This window comes from Alteromonas salexigens, from assembly GCF_025628895.1.
Taxonomy (GTDB): Bacteria; Pseudomonadota; Gammaproteobacteria; order Enterobacterales; family Alteromonadaceae; genus Alteromonas; species Alteromonas salexigens.
This window is the reverse complement of record NZ_JAOTJC010000008.1, coordinates 239946-256051: the sequence shown is the minus strand read 5'-3', so window position 1 is coordinate 256051 and position 16106 is coordinate 239946. Positions and strand designations below refer to the sequence as shown.

Below are 16106 nucleotides of genomic sequence, written 5' to 3'. Positions count from 1 at the left end.
AATGAGTCGCTATCGCCAACAGGATAACTTGCTGGGGCAAGCCAACAGCTTTCTGGAAGTGCTGGAGCAAATTTCACAAATTGCGCCGCTGGATAAGCCCGTGCTGGTTATCGGAGAACGGGGCACGGGTAAGGAGTTGATTGCTGCCCGTCTGCATTACCTGTCTAAGCGCTGGGATCAGAATTACCTGAAGCTGAATTGCGCCGCCCTGAACGAGAGTCTGCTAGAAAGTGAATTGTTCGGTTACGAAGCCGGAGCGTTCACTGGAGCCGCGAAGCGCCGGGAAGGCCGCTTCGAAGTGGCACACAACGGTACCTTGTTTCTTGACGAGCTGGCGAATACCTCCGGGCTTATTCAGGAGAAGTTGTTGCGGGTGATTGAGTACGGTGAATTTGAACGTGTGGGGGGTAATAAATCCCTGAAAGTCGACGTTCGCCTGATTGCTGCCACCAACGAAGATTTACCCGCGCTGGCCGATGCCGGGGAGTTCAGGGCCGACTTGCTGGACAGACTGGCGTTTGACGTCATTACCATCCCGCCGTTACGGGAACGCCGGGAAGACATCATGCTGATGGCGGAGCACTTTGCTATTAATATGGCCCGGGAGCTGGAAATGGAGCTGTTCAGCGGCTTTACCGAACGCGCTAAGCGCACGTTGATGGAATATGACTGGCCAGGCAATATCCGCGAATTAAAGAATGTCGTGGAACGGGCGGTGTACCGTACGAATAACCCGCACCTACCGGTACACGAGATTTTGCTCGACCCGTTTGAGTCACCGTACCGCCCTACCGGCCGCATCAAGACCCAGGACCGGATTACCGCGCCCAGCACCAGCACTATCACGCCGGCCACCGATACGCCGCCGGCAAATGAGCCGGTGATTGCGCCCGCACCCGCCCCGTTAAGCTATCCGCTGGATTTAAAAGAAAGGTCTCAGGAGTTTGAAATAGATATCCTCAAGCAAGCGCTGAAAGACAGTCAGTACAACCAGAAAAAAACCGCTGAAAAGCTCTGTCTGACCTATCATCAGTTGCGAGGCTACCTAAAGAAATATAACCTGTTAGAGTCTTCTGCAGAATCAATGGGATCCTGAACATGCAACCAGGTATAGTCAGACGCTGGGTGGTGATGTTAACCACTGCGCTGTGTGTTGTTGCCTGTTCCGAACGTCCTCAGGACCCTTTTTACGAATCTGGCATTATTTATTGCTCGGAAAGTAACCCGGTGAATTTTAACCCCCAGCTGGACACGTCTGGCACCACCGCTGATGCCACCTCCCATCAGGTGTATGGCCGGTTACTGGATTTCGCAGCCGACAGTGGCCGCATTGTTCCTAGTCTGGCCAGTAGCTGGAAAGTGTCCGCCGATGGTCTCACCTATACGTTTCAGTTGCGTAAAGGCGTCAGCTTCCATACCACTGATTACTTTACGCCCAGCAGGCCCTTTAATGCCGACGATGTACTTTTCAGCATTAATCGCTGGCGATTGCCTACCCATCCTTACCATGGTGTCTCTGGCGGCCGCTACCCCTATTTTGAGAGTTTAGGTCTGGCCGAAAACATCGCGGCTGTGAACCGGGTGAACGGTTACCGCATCGAAATCATTCTGAACCGGCGGGACAGCTCGTTTCTGGCTAACCTGGCCACAGATTTCTCCATAATTTTGTCTGCCGAATACGCGCAACACCTGCAGAATATGGGCACACCGGAACGTATTGATCATTACCCCATTGGCACCGGGCCTTACAAGTTTAACAGCTATCGCAAAGATCATTTTATCCGCTATCAGCGCCACGATGAGCACTGGCAGAACCAGCCCTCGGCGGCCCGCCTGATTTATGACATCACGCCAAAAAGCTCCCTGCGACTGGCAAAGCTCATTACTGGTGAGTGCGATGCCATCGCTTTTCCTGCTCAGACCGAGCTGGACATTATTCGCGAACGGGAGAATCTGTTATTAGCGGAAAAACCGGGCCTGAATATTGGCTTCTGGGCATTTAACACCCAGCGGCCGCCCTTTGATAACCCCGATGTTCGTCGGGCCCTGGCCTTTGCTATCGATAAAAACACCCTGCTGGAAGCGGTGTATTTCGGCAGTGCCAGCCGTGCGAAAACCTTACTCCCGGCGGCCAGCTGGGCCTATCAGGGCGATGCCGACGACACTGCCTATAACCCGGTACTGGCACGTAAGTTATTGGATGATGCGGGTATAGAGCCGGGCTTTACCATGACCATCTGGGCCATGCCGGTTGAGCGTGCCTATAACCCTAACGCAGCTAAAATGGCCGAGCTTATCCAGCGCTACCTGGCCGATGTTGGTATTCGTGCCACTATCGTCTCCTACGACTGGACCACCTTTCGTCGGCATTTGCGTGAAGGACTGCACGATTCCGTGCTGATAGGCTGGTCGGCCGATAATGGCGATCCGGATAACTTCTATCGCCCGCTGCTTAGCTGCGGCGCCATTCCATCGGGTACTAACCGGGCCATGTGGTGCAATGAAGATTATGATGAATTGCTCAACGAGGCCCTGCAAACTGAAGATATCGTGCGGCGCAAGGCTATCTACCAGCAGGTTAACCGTTTACTTTACGAGCGCCTGCCGCTGGTGCCGCTGGCGCACGCGTACCGTTACCGCGCCTACCGGGATGAACTGGATGGCATGCTCATAAACCCCTATGGGGGAGTAAGATTCGGCGGGGTGACCAAAGCACTGTGATTAATGTACTTACCCGCTACTTAACCCTGTTTGTACTTACGCTGCTGGTGTTGGCGGCGCTGTCTTTTTCGCTGGCCTATCTGTTTCCCGGTGATGTACTGACCAACCTGACCGGGCTGACACCGCAGAACGACATGCAGCGTGAAGCGCTAGCACGCCAATATAAACTGGATCAGCCTTATGTGGTGCAGTTTTATCACTACCTGGGCCAGCTACTGAGCGGTAACTGGGGGCACAGCTTTATCTCCGGGCTGCCGTTGCGTGAAGAAATTGGCATTGCGATGCCGGCAACTATCGAACTGGCAACCTACGCCATGCTTATCGCCCTGATCGTGGGCGTACCGGTCGGGTATTACGCAGGTATGCGCAGTTACACCCCCATCGATCACACAATCAATTCGGTAAGCCTGTTCAGCTACTCGTTTCCGGTGTTCTGGCTGGCATTGTTATTTATCCTGGTGTTCAGTCTGGAACTGGGGATCGCGCCGTTGTCTGGCCGGGTGAGCCTGCTGTTTGATATACCCGATGCCACCGGATTTATTCTGCTTGATATCTTGTTGGCCGAGGACATTGATAAAGGCCTGGCGTTGTCGGATGCCTTGCATCATATGGCCCTGCCAACGCTGGCTATTGCCATTATTACCACCGCCGCAATGATACGCATGACCCGCCGTTCGGTCATTGACGTGCTGGGACGGCCGTATATCACTGCCGCGCGTTCCCGGGGCTTATCCCGTTGGCAGATTTTCTCCCGGCACATCGTGCGTAATGCACTGCTGCCCATTTTGCCGCTCATGGCTATTCAAATCACCACGCTTATCACCAACGCGATGATTGTTGAGACCCTGTTTTCCTGGCCCGGCATTGGCAACTGGCTTATCCAGGCTATCTACCAGCGGGACTACCCTGCCCTGCGGGTAGGAATGCTGGCGGTATCTACGCTGGTAATTACCCTGACCATCCTGGTGGATTTATTTAACCGGTTAATCGACCCCAGCAGAGAAAAGTACGAACGTGCCACAGTTTAGTTTATACGAGGAAGAGTACCATCCGTCGCCGCTTAAGCGGACGTGGATTGAATTCCGTAATAGCCACATTGCCGTGGTGGGACTGGTGGTGCTTGCCGGGTTATTATTGTTTTCCCTGTTTGCCCCGTTTCTGGCGCCTTACGATCCGTTGGCGCAGAACATTGACGGGCTGCTTATTCCGCCAAGCTGGACGGTCAATGGCAGCATCAGCCACCTGTTTGGTACCGACGCGCTGGGTCGTGATGTGTTCTCGCGGATAATTTATGGCTGCCGGGTCACGCTGGGTAGCAGTATCCTGCTGGTGCTGCTGGCCATGCTTATAGGGGTGACCATAGGCACTGTGGCTGGTGTCATGCAGGGGGTGCGCTCCAGCGTCATTAACCACCTGCTTGATGCCCTGATGGCCATTCCCACGCTATTAATTGCCATTATCATTGTGGCTATTGTCGGCACCGGCCTGGTTAACAGCATGTGGGCTATTACCCTTGCGCTTATTCCCCAGTTTATTCATCACACCCGCTCCTTTGTGCGTGCGGAAATGAAGAAAGAATATATTCTGGCATCCCGGCTCGATGGCGCCACAAACCGCCAGCTGTTTTTCAACTCTATCCTGCCAAACATGATTGAAATGCTGGTAGTTCAGGGCACGCTGGCGTTGTCTATTGCGGTGATTGATATTTCAGCACTGGGGTTTCTGAACCTGGGGGCGCAACCTCCGCTGCCCGAATTAGGCGCAATTCTGGCTGATGGGCTGGACGTGGCCTATCTGGCTCCCTGGAACGTGGCACTGCCCGGGCTGACGATTTTCGTGATGGTGCTGGCAATTAATATTGTGGGTGATGGCTTGCGTTCAGCGTTACGTAAACGGCTGGTGCGTTAATGCCGGATGGTCTGCAGGAGGCGCACAATTGCGGCCTCCCCGAAACTAGGGCAAACTGCGGTTACTTGACTCGGTAAGCGCACTACAAGAGGCGTTACTGCCTGATACAGGTAAATTCATTTTGCCGCTCGGGGCACCATCCGCCGACATCGATAAGGGTATAGCTCACCAATGGCACTGCTGGACATCAAAAATCTCACGCTGGAAATAGATACCGGTCAGACCCGGGTAAAAGCACTTGATAAAGTGAACCTGACAGTGAGCAGCGGTGAAATCCGGGCCCTGGTGGGAGAATCAGGATCCGGCAAAAGCCTGATTGTTTCTGCCATCTCGGGCGCGCTGCCCCCGCAATGGCGTATGACCGCAGACCGATTGAGCTGGCGGGGCGAGAGCTTACTGAGTATGTCCACGGAACAACGTCGCCAGGTCATGCGCCGCGATATTGCGGTGGTGTTTCAGAACCCTGTGTCAGCGTTGGATCCTTCCGCCACGCTGGGACAACAGCTGGAAGAGAGTATTCCTGATGAACTCGTCAGGGGAAACTGGTTCTGGCAGCGCGGTCAGAACAGACGCAAAATTGCTATTGGGGCTGTGCACAAAGTGGGCATTAAGCACCACCGGCATTATTTAAGTGCGTATCCACATCAGGTTCCCACCGATATATGCCAGAAGTTTATGATTGCCATGGCGCTGGTCTCGCAGCCAAAATTGCTGATAGCAGACGACCCAACCAGAGGAATGGAAACCACCACCAAAACTCAGGTGCTCAAGCTGTTTACGCGCCTCAATCAGACCAAGTCGCTGTCCATTTTGTTTGTCAGTCATGATCTGCTGGCCATTGCCAGCATGTCCCACACCATGACGGTACTGTACGCCGGTCAAACCGTTGAATCAGGCAAGATGAAGCATATTCGCAAGCGACCATTACATCCTTACACCAAAGCCTTGCTGGACAGTGCGCCGAGTTTTCGCAACAACTTGCCACCGAAATCAACGTTACCCACCCTTGAAGGCACTATTCCGCCTTTGCAGCACATGCCCATTGGCTGTCGTCTTGGTCCCCGCTGTCCCCGTGCCCAACGGGACTGCGTGGTCACCCCCGTCCAGCGCCGGATCCATGATCACACGTATAACTGCCACTTCCCGCTGCATATGGAGAAGTTATGACAGATGTAATGCAGGTAAAAGGCTTACTGTTCCGGCACAGCGACGAAAAGCGCTGGCTGAAACGCCCTGAGTTGTTCAGGCTGGGGCCCATAGACCTCAACGTACAGCGCGGCGAAACCATTGCCATCATCGGCGAAAACCGCGCCGGGAAGTCGTTACTGGCCAAGCTACTGGTTGGGGCGCTGGCGGCAGACGAAGGCGAGATTTTTCTGAATAACGAAAAGTACAATGCGCGCTACAAGTCATCGGCCAAAACTCAGTCCCGTACCCACGATATCCGGATGATATTTCAGCACAGCAGTGAAGCGATGAACCCGGCTATACCGGTGGGCCGCATTCTCGACGAACCCTTGCGGCTTAACACGCGACTGCCAGAGAGCAAACGTAAGGCCATTATCGAAGAGACCCTTGCCAAGGTCGGGTTGTTGCGTGAACACTATTACTATTACCGGCACATGCTGTCTGACGGTCAGCAGCAACGGGTGGCGCTGGCCCGGTCTATCATGTTGCAACCGAAAGTGCTGGTCGCTGACGAGCCGTTTGCTGCGCTGGATCCCTCCATACGTTCACAGACCGTGAATCTGATCCTGAAACTGCAGAAAGAAATGGGGCTGGCCTTCGTGTTTATTTCCCACAACCTGGGCATTGTCCGGCATATTGCCGACAAAATTGTGGTGATGGAAAACGGTGAGATTGTCGAAACGGGGAAAACTGAGACCATCTTCCGATGGCCTCAGCATGAACTGACTAAAAAGCTTATTATGGCTTACCAGTCGTTGGTACCGCAGCAAACACTGCGCTAGCCTACCAACGCCAGTAGGATACCGGCAGCCACCGCAGAGCCCAGTACTCCGGCGACGTTAGGCCCCATAGCATGCATCAGCAGAAAGTTATGGGGGTTAGCCTCTAAACCCACTTTATTCACGACCCGGGCGGCCATAGGCACTGCCGATACCCCGGCTGCACCAATGAGCGGATTCACTGCCCCGCCGGTAAGCCGGCTCATCAGCTTGGCCATCAACACGCCGGTTGCGGTACCAATACCAAATGCAACGGCGCCTAATGCCAGAATCCCCAGCGTTTCCACTGTCAGGAATTTATCTGCTGACAATTTTGACCCCACCGCAAGTCCCAAAAAAATGGTCACGATGTTGATCAGTTCATTCTGTGCCGTCTTATTCAGCCGCTCTACTACACCACACTCACGCATTAAGTTGCCCAGGCAGAACATCCCTACCAGGGGGGTGGCAGCGGGTAAGAACAGGATAGTAAGTAATAACACCGCTAACGGAAATATGACCTTTTCGCGGCGCGATACCGGGCGCAACTGGGCCATTTTTATCTGACGCTCTTCTGGAGTGGTCAGCGCCTTCATAATCGGCGGCTGGATAATCGGCACCAGCGCCATATAAGAATAGGCGGCAACCGCGATAGCGCCGAGTAAGTCAGGTGCCAGCCGTGAAGCCAGGAATATAGCGGTTGGCCCGTCAGCCCCACCAATTATGGCAATGGCACTGGCGTCCTGAAGCGAAAATTCAAACCCCGGTACCGCATTGAGCGCAATCGCGCCAAACAAGGTAGCGAAAATGCCAAACTGGGCGGCCGCTCCCAGCAATAACATTTTAGGGTTGGCAATTAAAGCACCAAAGTCGGTCATTGCCCCTACCCCCATAAATATGAGCAGCGGGAACACGCCGGTATCAATGCCTACCGTGTATACGTAATGCAGCAGCCCACCGGCCTCTGAGAAGCCAGCCAGCGGAATGTTGGTAAGCAGCGCACCAAAGCCTATGGGTAACAGCAACAGGGGCTCAAACTTCTTTACAATGGCCAGATAAAGCAACAAACACCCTACTGCCATCATCACTATCTGCCCTAGCTGAAAATGCGCCAGGGCGGTGCTGTCCCACAAAATACTCAGCTTTTCCATCGGTTTACCTCAATGCGATCAGGGGCTGGCCACTGGCTACCGAGTCACCCTCGCTGACCATCACGCTGGCAACGGTACCCGCGTGGGCACTACGAATTTCGGTTTCCATTTTCATCGCTTCCAGGATCATCACTACATCGCCATCCGCTACGCTATCGCCTTCGCTCACCAATACCTTAAACACATTGCCGGATAAAGGTGCGTCAATTTGTTCACCCTCGCCTTCGGCCGTCGGTGCAGGCGCGCTGTCAGCGGTCTGTTGAGGCTGATTATTAGCCGCCGGAGTCACACTGGTAAGGGTGCCTGACTCGCCGACTTCCACCTGGTATACCTTACCGTCGACACTCACGTCGTAACGGCTGCAGCCCGCAGAACTTGTTTTTGCAACATTTTGCTCAGCGGGTTGGGTACTAGCGGCGCTTTCAGCATCGGGCGCCGGTTCGAACGCATCGGGATTGCCGCGGTTTTCAAGAAACTTCAGACCAATCTGTGGGAACAGCGCATAGGTAAGCACATCGTCAATTTTATTGTCTGCCAGCGACAATGTCTTTTCTTTGGCCAGTCCGTCGAGTTCGTCAGACAGTTTATCCATTTCAGGTTCAATATTATCAGCAGGACGACAGGTGATCGGCTCGCCGCCATCCAGAACCCGTGCCTGCAACGATTCGTTCACCGGCGCGGCCGTGGCTCCGTACTCCCCTTTTAGTACCCCTGCTGTTTCTTTGGTAATGCTCTTGTAACGCTCACCGGTCAGCACATTGAGTACTGCCTGGGTGCCTACGATCTGTGATGTCGGCGTAACCAGCGGTATAAAGCCCAGATCTTCACGCACCCGGGGAATTTCTTTTAATACTTCGTCGAATTTGTCCTGAGCGTTTTGCTCTTTGAGCTGACTTTCCATGTTAGTAAGCATGCCGCCGGGCACCTGCGCCAACAGGATCCGCGCATCCACCCCTTTCAGGCTGCCTTCAAACTGGGCGTACTTTTTACGCACCGTGCGGAAGTAGCTGGCAATTTCTTCCAGTTCCGGCAACGAAAGACCGGTATCCCGCTCTGTCCCTTCGACAATGGCCGCAATAGTTTCTGTGGCGGTATGCCCATAGGTCATACTCATAGAAGAAATGGCGGTGTCCAGCATGTCGATACCCGCATCAATGGCCTTCTGATACGTCGCCGTCGACAAGCCGGTAGTCGCATGACACTGCATGGCAATGGGCACCGATACGGTTTCTTTAAGTCCAGAAATTAACTCTTCACACTCATAGGGTTTCAGCAGGCCCGCCATATCTTTAATACAAATGGAATCAACGCCCATGTCTTCCAGCTGTTTAGCCATATCCAGCCACAATGAAAGTGTATGCACCGGACTGACAGTATAAGCAATGGTGCCCTGGGCATGCGCGCCACAGTCCACCGCCGCCTTCACCGCGGTTTGCAGGTTGCGCACATCGTTCATGGCATCAAATATACGGAAAACGTCTACGCCGTTCTCGTGTGCCCGTTCTACAAATCGGGTTACCACATCATCAGCATAGTGACGGTAACCCAGCAGGTTCTGACCACGCAGAAGCATTTGCTGGCGCGTATTCGGCATCGCTGCTTTAAGTTTGCGGATCCGCTCCCAGGGATCTTCGCCCAGATAGCGTATACAACTGTCAAACGTTGCACCGCCCCATGATTCAACAGACCAGAACCCGGCCTTATCGAGTTTTTCTGCAATAGGCAGCATATCTTCAATACGCATACGGGTGGCGAGCAATGACTGATGTGCATCACGTAATACCAGTTCGGTAATTGCCAATGGCTTAGACATGGTCACTCCTGTGCTTATTTGTCGTGATTAGACTTGCGGTGCATATGGATGGCGGCACTGATAGCCGCAATAACATTGCGGTCTTGTGGCTGGCTGTCCGGGGAAGATGCAGTGCGTTTGGAATTTGACTTGGGAGTAGCAACCGGCTCTGGTTCACCGGGAAACGCCTGGCAGAACTTTGCAATAAGCGTAATTGCTCCAATCAGCATAGTGAGAAACGCAAACACAAACACCATTCCGGTAAGCATTAACGTTGCGGCTTCCATTAGCTGACTACTGACTGACTCGGCTCCCATACCATTCCTCCCAATTTAGTGTTGTAGATAAGTATCATGGCGCCTGCCAAAAAACAACATGCACACAAGCCACTTTTGAATATTTAGTCACAAAAATCATGACAAAAGCTTATTTTTAACATTTTTATGCATTGATAATAAATATCCTCGCATTGCACGCTCATGCATGGGACCACCTCCAGCTTGTCGCCAGATCAAGTGTAGGTGAGTACCAACAAAACTCTAGGGGCATTCAGGCGTAATCTGTTTACCGGCTTTCCTATAGTCTGGTTCAAAAACGGATAATTGCTTCTGAATAGCGTCTCAGCATGAAGTTGACCCCAAGCCAGCACAATCCCAGCTTGGCGTCTGGACTTAGCAGTGCGCACAAAGAGCGGCAAGTCACGGTTGGGCAGCCTCGGGACAGGCATTGCCAGTTACCGGGCATAATTCACGACTGGGGGAACCGGAACTTTTTCTATAAGGCCTGTGGGGGTAAACGAAAAAAACTACCGCTAGGTGGGTTTTTCTATATGGCGCGTGTGGCAGGGCGTAGGCGGATACCAGCAAGCCAACAGTTTGGCTTGCGCCGGCTGAGCGACCCGAGCTCTGCGAGGGGCTGGAAATCCGACACACGCTGTAAACGAAAAAAGCCCACCTGGTTAGGTGGGCTTTTGATGTGGCGCGTGTGGAAGGATTACTCGGGCATCCTGCCCTCGCCCCTGCGGGGCCGCGCGTTCGCGCGTTCAATGTTGCTCCCGGCAACATTGTCGAACCTCTTACCGGTTCTCATCCACCATACACATATAAAAAAACCCACCGCAAGGGTGGGTTTTTCTATATGGCGCGTGTGGAAGGATTCGAACCTCCGACCGCCTGGTTCGTAGCCAGGTACTCTATCCAGCTGAGCTACACACGCGTAANNNATATGGCGCGTGTGGAAGGATTCGAACCTCCGACCGCCTGGTTCGTAGCCAGGTACTCTATCCAGCTGAGCTACACACGCGTAAACTGTTTACTTTTGTATGTTACTACAAAAGGTGGCACTTTTAAAAGTAGTGGCGCGTGTGGAAGGATTCGAACCTCCGACCGCCTGGTTCGTAGCCAGGTACTCTATCCAGCTGAGCTACACACGCGCAAAACTTGTTGTTGACTGCCACTATCAACGAATAATGGCGGAGAGGGAGGGATTCGAACCCTCGATACGCGTAATGCGTATGGTTCCTTAGCAGGGAACTGGTTTCAGCCACTCACCCACCTCTCCGTGACTGCGGGGTGCATTTTACGGATCCACTGCGCTTAGTCAAACCATTTTTCCAGAAAATCTACTGCATGACTGGATTTTAAACGAATTGTGCAAAAAACCAGTAAATATACCGTTTTTATACAAAAAAGCCGGTTTACACCGGCCTTTCTGTTACTGATTACTCTTTATCCGGACTACCGGGCTGACCATTCTTTTCAGCCTGGATCCGCATATAAATTTCTTCACGGTGCACCGATACTTCTTTCGGTGCATTCACACCAATTCGTACCTGATTCCCTTTAACGCCCAAGACGGTTACGGTGACGTCATCACCAACCATCAGGGTTTCACCTACACGACGAGTCAAAATAAGCATTCGTTTGCTCCTGTTCCTTATTTACGAACATATCCCTACAAAAAACCACTGTCTGGCACGACCCAGCAACGGTACAGTGATTCCGTGTTCTTGTGTCACTTCAAAAACTCACTGAAAATAAAATGTATTTTGCGATTATAGCTTATCTTCAAGCCACGCGTTAACCGAGTTCAGTGCGGCTTCCAGTTGCGCTGGATTATCACCACCTGCCTGAGCCATGTCAGGACGTCCGCCACCTTTACCACCTACTTGCGCTGCGACGAAGTTAACCAGCTCTCCGGCTTTCACTTTTGAGGTTAACGATTTTGTCACTCCGGCAATTAAATTAACCTTGCCTTCATTAGCAACACCTAATAATACGACGCCATCGCCAATTCGGTTTTTTATATCGTCCATCATGCCCCGCAGCGCCTTTGCTTCAACGCCTTCAAGCTTAGACACCAACACATTTACGCCGTTAATCTGGATTTTATTGGCCAGCATGTCGGCGCCCTGCTGACTTGCCAGCTTCTGCTTCGCCGCACTCAGTGCTTTTTCAAGACTGCGCGCCTGTTCCTGCAGTGCTGTTACCCGGTCAATGACGCCACTGCTGTCAGTTTTAAGCATGCCAGCCACGTGATCCACCAGCTGTTGTTGGTCTTGCACATAACTCAATGCTGCTTCACCAGTAATTGCTTCAATACGGCGTACGCCTGAAGCTATTCCGCCTTCACTGGTAATCTTGAACAGGCCAATGTCACCGGTGCGGTTCACATGAGTGCCACCGCACAGCTCTACTGAGAACGGCCCCATGGTGACTACCCGCACTTTTTCATCGTACTTTTCACCGAACAGCGCCATGGCACCTGACTCTTTGGCCTGATCCAGGTCCATGAGTTCCGTTTGCAAGGCATGATTGGCCCGAATTTCTTCATTGACCCGCGCTTCTATCTGATTCAGCTGGGTTTGCGTAACAGATTCAAAGTGGGAGAAGTCAAAACGCATACGCTCTGCTTCCACCAGCGAGCCTTTTTGCGTGACGTGATCGCCGAGCACTTCACGCAGTGCGGCGTGCAGCAAATGGGTGGCACTGTGATTTTTCTTGATAGCTTCACGGTTTGTGTTGTCGATGATCGCTTCGGCTCGCTCGCCCTTGCGGATGGTACCTCTCGCAATTCCCCGGTGCGCAAACGCATTGCCCATTTTCTGGGTATCGGCGACCACAAATTCGCCGCCAGCCACTTTTAACACGCCGCTGTCGCCACTCTGCCCGCCAGCTTCTGCGTAGAAGGGGGTGCTATCTAAAACAACCACACCTTCCTGGCCGTCAGTGAGCGTGTCAGTAAATGCATTATCGGTAATTAGTTCGACAATATTGGCTTCGCCGTCAATGTCGGTGTAGCCGGTAAATTCGGTTTCATGTTCCACTTTCAACTGGGCGTTGTAATCAGCCCCGAACTGACTGGCTTGCTGCGCACGGGCGCGCTGTGCCTGCATGGCTTCTTCGAAGCCCGCTTCATCAATTTGCATATGGTGCTCACGGGCAACGTCATTGGTCAGATCAACCGGGAACCCGTAAGTATCATAAAGTTTGAATACCACTTCACCGGGTACCGTATCGCCGTCCAGATTCGCCAGTGTATCGTTCAGCATGGCCATGCCCCGGGCCAGTGTTTTGCTGAACTGCTCTTCCTCTACCCGCAAGACTTTCTCAATTACCGGCTGCTGATCGACCAGTTCCGGATAGGCGTCGCCCATCTCTTTAGCCAGCGCTGCGACCAGTTTATAGAAGAAAATGCCATCGGCGCCCAGCTTATAACCATGGCGAACCGCACGGCGGATAACCCGGCGCAGCACATAGCCGCGGCCTTCGTTGCTGGGCATCACCCCATCACAAATAAGAAAGCTGCATGAGCGGATGTGATCGGCGATAACCCGCAGTGATTTGTCTTTTAAGTCATTGCTGCCCACAATTTCAGCGGCCGCTTTAATCAGGCTCTGGAACAGGTCAATTTCATAGTTGCTGTGCACGTCCTGCAGGATAGCGGAAATCCGCTCTAGCCCCATGCCGGTATCGATAGACGGCTTAGGCAGCGGCTCCATAGTACCGTCAGCCTGCTTGTTATACTGCATGAAAACCAGGTTCCAGATTTCAATGAAGCGGTCGCCATCTTCTTCCGGAGTTCCTGGCGGGCCACCCCAGATGTGCTCACCGTGATCGTAAAAGATTTCCGAGCAGGGTCCGCAGGGGCCGGTGTCTCCCATCGACCAGAAGTTGTCAGAGGTGCTGATTCGAATTATTTTTTCCTTGGGTACACCGATATGGTTTTCCCAGATATCAAAGGCTTCGTCATCTTCGGTATAAACCGTCACCAACAGCTTCTCTTTGGGGAGTTTCAGTTCTTCAGTCAGAAACTTCCACGCAAATTCAATTGCCTGCTGTTTGAAATAGTCGCCGAAACTGAAATTTCCCAGCATTTCGAAAAACGTATGGTGGCGGGCGGTGTAGCCCACGTTTTCTAAATCGTTATGTTTGCCACCGGCACGCACACAACGCTGAGAAGACACGGCGCGGGTGTAGCTACGCTTCTCTGTGCCAAGAAACAGGTTCTTGAACTGGTTCATGCCCGCGTTGGTAAATAGAAGGGTTGGATCATCCGCTGGCACCAGAGACGAACTCGACACTGTCTGATGACCGTGGCGTTTGAAATAATCAAAAAATGTTTGGCGAATATCAGCTGTAGATAATGTCATTGAGATCCTAACTTCCTATTCCTAATAAAACGAAACCCGCGGGCCAAGACCTGCGCTGCAGGCGCCCACACACGCGCCTCTGAAGGGCGCAACGATACCACGGAACGCGCCTTCATGTTAAGCAGTTGAACAGCTTTTAGTCGCCCGAAACCGCGTAATTGATATGGCTTTGTGCAAAGCCCCGGTACTGTAGAAATTGCATTTGCTTCATTCGGGCCCGATAGTCCTCGGCCAGTTCAGGCCCGAACTTCTTTTCTTTGACTTCCCGGGCCAGCGTGAACCAGTCCGTTTCTATGGCTGCAATCGCCTCTTCTATCAGCAGTTCACACACCCCATGCTGAGCCAGATCCCCGGCGATCTTGCGGGGGCCGGAGCCTTTCAGCGCCAGGGCCCGCGCGCGGCTTTCTGCATAGCGGCTGTCACTTTGAATACCCGCTTCGCTAAATTCATCCAGTACGGGGGTCACATCCGATTCACTCATTCCTTTTTGCGCCAGCTTGCGCAGGATCTCGTTGCGGGAGTGCTCTCGTCGTGCCAGCATGCGAGTAATCGACTCAATAATGACTTTTCGGTCTGTAGCGGCAATAGTGGCCTCATCATCCTGGGTTAATTCTTCATGCATACACAGTACCTGCTTTTGAAAATAGAAAAACCTGTCTTAGGCTCGCACCATAGAGCGAACCTGGCATATCAGTCAATTACCACTCTCAGGCCGCTGAACTAAAATGGGTCTGCGCGTTCGTTTTATCAACCACATTGGTGAAGTTACTGAAGAGCACTGGCAGCGGCTTAGTAATGGATGTGGGCCCTTTCTGACCTATCAGTTTTTGCGGGCACTGGAAGACAGTCACAGTGTGGGCGGTAAGACCGGCTGGCAGCCTTATCACTTACTGATAGAAAATGAGGCGGCTGAGCTGGTGGCCGCCATGCCGGGTTATCTCAAAAGTCATAGTTATGGAGAATATGTCTTCGATCATGCCTGGGCCGATGCCTATCACCAGCATGGCAGGGCCTATTACCCGAAATGGATCAGTGCCGTGCCTTTTACCCCGGTCACTGGTCCCAGATTACTGCACGCTGACGGCTACCCGCCTGAGGCACTACAGGCAAGTATTGAAGAGGCGATGGCCACACTTGCCGCCGAGGGTTGCTCGTCTGCGCATGTGCTGTTTGCCCCATCTGCGACTTCATCCGTACTGCCGCAACACTTCGCCACCCGTTACAGTGTGCAATTCCAGTGGCATAACTATCAGTACCGTCACAATGATGACTTTCTGGCTGCGCTCACCTCCCGTAAACGCAAATCGGTCAGAAAAGCCTATGCGCAAATTCAGCAGCAGGATGTGGAGCTCACAACCCTGGCCGGTGATGATATCAACGACGAAGACATGGCGTTTTTCTACCAGTGTTATCAGCGCACATATCTCAAGCGCAGTGGCCATACTGGCTATCTGACAAAAACATTCTTTGATTTACTGTATCGACAGTGTCGCTCGTCGCTCATGCTCGTCACTGCAAGGCAGCATGGTGAGCCAGTGGCCAGTGCCCTGTTCCTCCATGACAGTTCGGGTCTGTATGGGCGCTACTGGGGCAGCCTTAAAGACATAGACGGGTTGCACTTTGTATGCTGTTACTTTGAAGGGATATGGTTTGCCATCAAGCATCAACTTCCCCTCTTTAATCCGGGCACCCAAGGCGAACACAAAATATTACGGGGGTTTGAGCCGGTTTTATGTCGCTCTTTTCACCATTTGTTCGCTGCAGAATATCACCATGCCGTGGCAGATTACTTACACCGTGAAACGCCTGCGGTGTTTCACTATTTCAATCAGGCGCTAGATGTTTTACCTTTTAATGCCGATTTTAAAAATGCGCTTAACGCTGTGCCTATCGAGCTAGTAGCCGATGGCAATTATAACAACAATGAGTAACTAACG

General features: G+C 52.6%; 13 protein-coding genes and 4 tRNA genes. 7 read left to right on the top strand and 10 right to left on the bottom strand.

Going from position 1 to position 16106, the window contains the following annotated elements:
* The first annotated feature begins 1 nt into the window (after position 1).
* The 6 genes from pspF to OCL06_RS10670 all read left to right on the top strand — a co-directional run bounded on the left by pspF (position 2) and on the right by OCL06_RS10670 (position 6599).
* Positions 2-1096 (top strand): phage shock protein operon transcriptional activator, encoded by a 1095-nt coding sequence (gene pspF / locus OCL06_RS10695; RefSeq protein ID WP_262994364.1) that lies wholly within the window; start codon positions 2-4, stop codon positions 1094-1096.
* Between the two features lie 2 nt (positions 1097-1098).
* A complete protein-coding gene (locus tag OCL06_RS10690; protein ID WP_262994361.1) occupies positions 1099-2721 on the top strand; it encodes an ABC transporter substrate-binding protein in 1623 nt (540 codons plus the stop codon).
* Positions 2718-3749: an ABC transporter permease gene (locus OCL06_RS10685; RefSeq protein WP_262994359.1), complete on the top strand. Its 1032-nt coding sequence runs from the start codon at positions 2718-2720 to the stop codon at positions 3747-3749. The genes OCL06_RS10690 and OCL06_RS10685 overlap by 4 nt, the downstream gene beginning before the upstream one ends.
* Positions 3736-4629, top strand: a complete 894-nt coding sequence (locus OCL06_RS10680) for an ABC transporter permease subunit (protein WP_262994357.1) — start codon at positions 3736-3738, stop codon at positions 4627-4629. Before OCL06_RS10685 ends, OCL06_RS10680 begins: the two co-directional genes overlap by 14 nt.
* A 171-nt stretch (positions 4630-4800) precedes the next feature.
* Positions 4801-5796, top strand: coding sequence for a peptide ABC transporter ATP-binding protein (locus OCL06_RS10675; RefSeq protein ID WP_262994355.1), 996 nt, complete (start codon positions 4801-4803; stop codon positions 5794-5796).
* On the top strand, positions 5793-6599 hold the full coding sequence (locus OCL06_RS10670) for an ATP-binding cassette domain-containing protein (protein WP_262994352.1): 807 nt from the start codon (positions 5793-5795) through the stop codon (positions 6597-6599). The genes OCL06_RS10675 and OCL06_RS10670 overlap by 4 nt, the downstream gene beginning before the upstream one ends.
* On the opposite strand, the gene OCL06_RS10665 is transcribed toward OCL06_RS10670, so the two are convergent.
* The 10 genes from OCL06_RS10665 to OCL06_RS10620 all read right to left on the bottom strand — a co-directional run bounded on the left by OCL06_RS10665 (position 6596) and on the right by OCL06_RS10620 (position 14791).
* A complete protein-coding gene (locus OCL06_RS10665; RefSeq protein ID WP_262994350.1) occupies positions 6596-7726 on the bottom strand; it encodes a sodium ion-translocating decarboxylase subunit beta in 1131 nt (376 codons plus the stop codon). The genes OCL06_RS10670 and OCL06_RS10665 overlap by 4 nt on opposite strands.
* Before the next feature lie 4 nt (positions 7727-7730).
* Positions 7731-9539, bottom strand: coding sequence for a sodium-extruding oxaloacetate decarboxylase subunit alpha (gene oadA, locus OCL06_RS10660; RefSeq protein WP_262994347.1), 1809 nt, complete (start codon positions 9537-9539; stop codon positions 7731-7733).
* A gap of 14 nt (positions 9540-9553) precedes the next feature.
* Positions 9554-9835, bottom strand: a complete 282-nt coding sequence (locus tag OCL06_RS10655; protein ID WP_262994344.1) for an OadG family protein — start codon at positions 9833-9835, stop codon at positions 9554-9556.
* An 821-nt stretch (positions 9836-10656) separates the two neighbouring features.
* Positions 10657-10733, bottom strand: a tRNA-Arg gene (locus tag OCL06_RS10650).
* A gap of 10 nt (positions 10734-10743) precedes the next feature.
* A tRNA-Arg gene (locus OCL06_RS10645) sits at positions 10744-10820 on the bottom strand.
* Between the two features lie 53 nt (positions 10821-10873).
* A tRNA-Arg gene (locus tag OCL06_RS10640) sits at positions 10874-10950 on the bottom strand.
* A 37-nt stretch (positions 10951-10987) separates the two neighbouring features.
* Positions 10988-11078, bottom strand: a tRNA-Ser gene (locus tag OCL06_RS10635).
* 160 nt (positions 11079-11238) lie between these two features.
* On the bottom strand, positions 11239-11436 hold the full coding sequence (csrA, locus tag OCL06_RS10630; protein WP_262994342.1) for a carbon storage regulator CsrA: 198 nt from the start codon (positions 11434-11436) through the stop codon (positions 11239-11241).
* 135 nt (positions 11437-11571) lie between these two features.
* On the bottom strand, positions 11572-14169 hold the full coding sequence (gene alaS, locus OCL06_RS10625) for an alanine--tRNA ligase (RefSeq protein ID WP_262994339.1): 2598 nt from the start codon (positions 14167-14169) through the stop codon (positions 11572-11574).
* A gap of 136 nt (positions 14170-14305) precedes the next feature.
* Complete coding sequence (locus OCL06_RS10620) at positions 14306-14791, bottom strand: regulatory protein RecX (protein ID WP_262994336.1); 486 nt, start codon at positions 14789-14791, stop codon at positions 14306-14308.
* Positions 14792-14894: 103 nt separating this feature from the next.
* Between OCL06_RS10620 and OCL06_RS10615 the strand changes: the two genes are divergently transcribed.
* Complete coding sequence (locus OCL06_RS10615; RefSeq protein ID WP_262994333.1) at positions 14895-16100, top strand: GNAT family N-acetyltransferase; 1206 nt, start codon at positions 14895-14897, stop codon at positions 16098-16100.
* Positions 16101-16106: the final 6 nt, after the last annotated feature.

Coding starts and splice junctions, on each gene's coding strand:
- OCL06_RS10615 (WP_262994333.1), top strand. CDS start 14,895: ATGGGTCTGCGCGTTCGTTTTATCAACCACATTGGTGAAGTTACTGAA.
- OCL06_RS10670 (WP_262994352.1), top strand. CDS start 5,793: ATGACAGATGTAATGCAGGTAAAAGGCTTACTGTTCCGGCACAGCGAC.
- OCL06_RS10620 (WP_262994336.1), bottom strand. CDS start 14,791: ATGCATGAAGAATTAACCCAGGATGATGAGGCCACTATTGCCGCTACA.
- OCL06_RS10675 (WP_262994355.1), top strand. CDS start 4,801: ATGGCACTGCTGGACATCAAAAATCTCACGCTGGAAATAGATACCGGT.
- OCL06_RS10655 (WP_262994344.1), bottom strand. CDS start 9,835: ATGGGAGCCGAGTCAGTCAGTAGTCAGCTAATGGAAGCCGCAACGTTA.
- OCL06_RS10690 (WP_262994361.1), top strand. CDS start 1,099: ATGCAACCAGGTATAGTCAGACGCTGGGTGGTGATGTTAACCACTGCG.
- csrA (WP_262994342.1), bottom strand. CDS start 11,436: ATGCTTATTTTGACTCGTCGTGTAGGTGAAACCCTGATGGTTGGTGAT.
- pspF (WP_262994364.1), top strand. CDS start 2: ATGAGTCGCTATCGCCAACAGGATAACTTGCTGGGGCAAGCCAACAGC.
- alaS (WP_262994339.1), bottom strand. CDS start 14,169: ATGACATTATCTACAGCTGATATTCGCCAAACATTTTTTGATTATTTC.
- OCL06_RS10665 (WP_262994350.1), bottom strand. CDS start 7,726: ATGGAAAAGCTGAGTATTTTGTGGGACAGCACCGCCCTGGCGCATTTT.
- oadA (WP_262994347.1), bottom strand. CDS start 9,539: ATGTCTAAGCCATTGGCAATTACCGAACTGGTATTACGTGATGCACAT.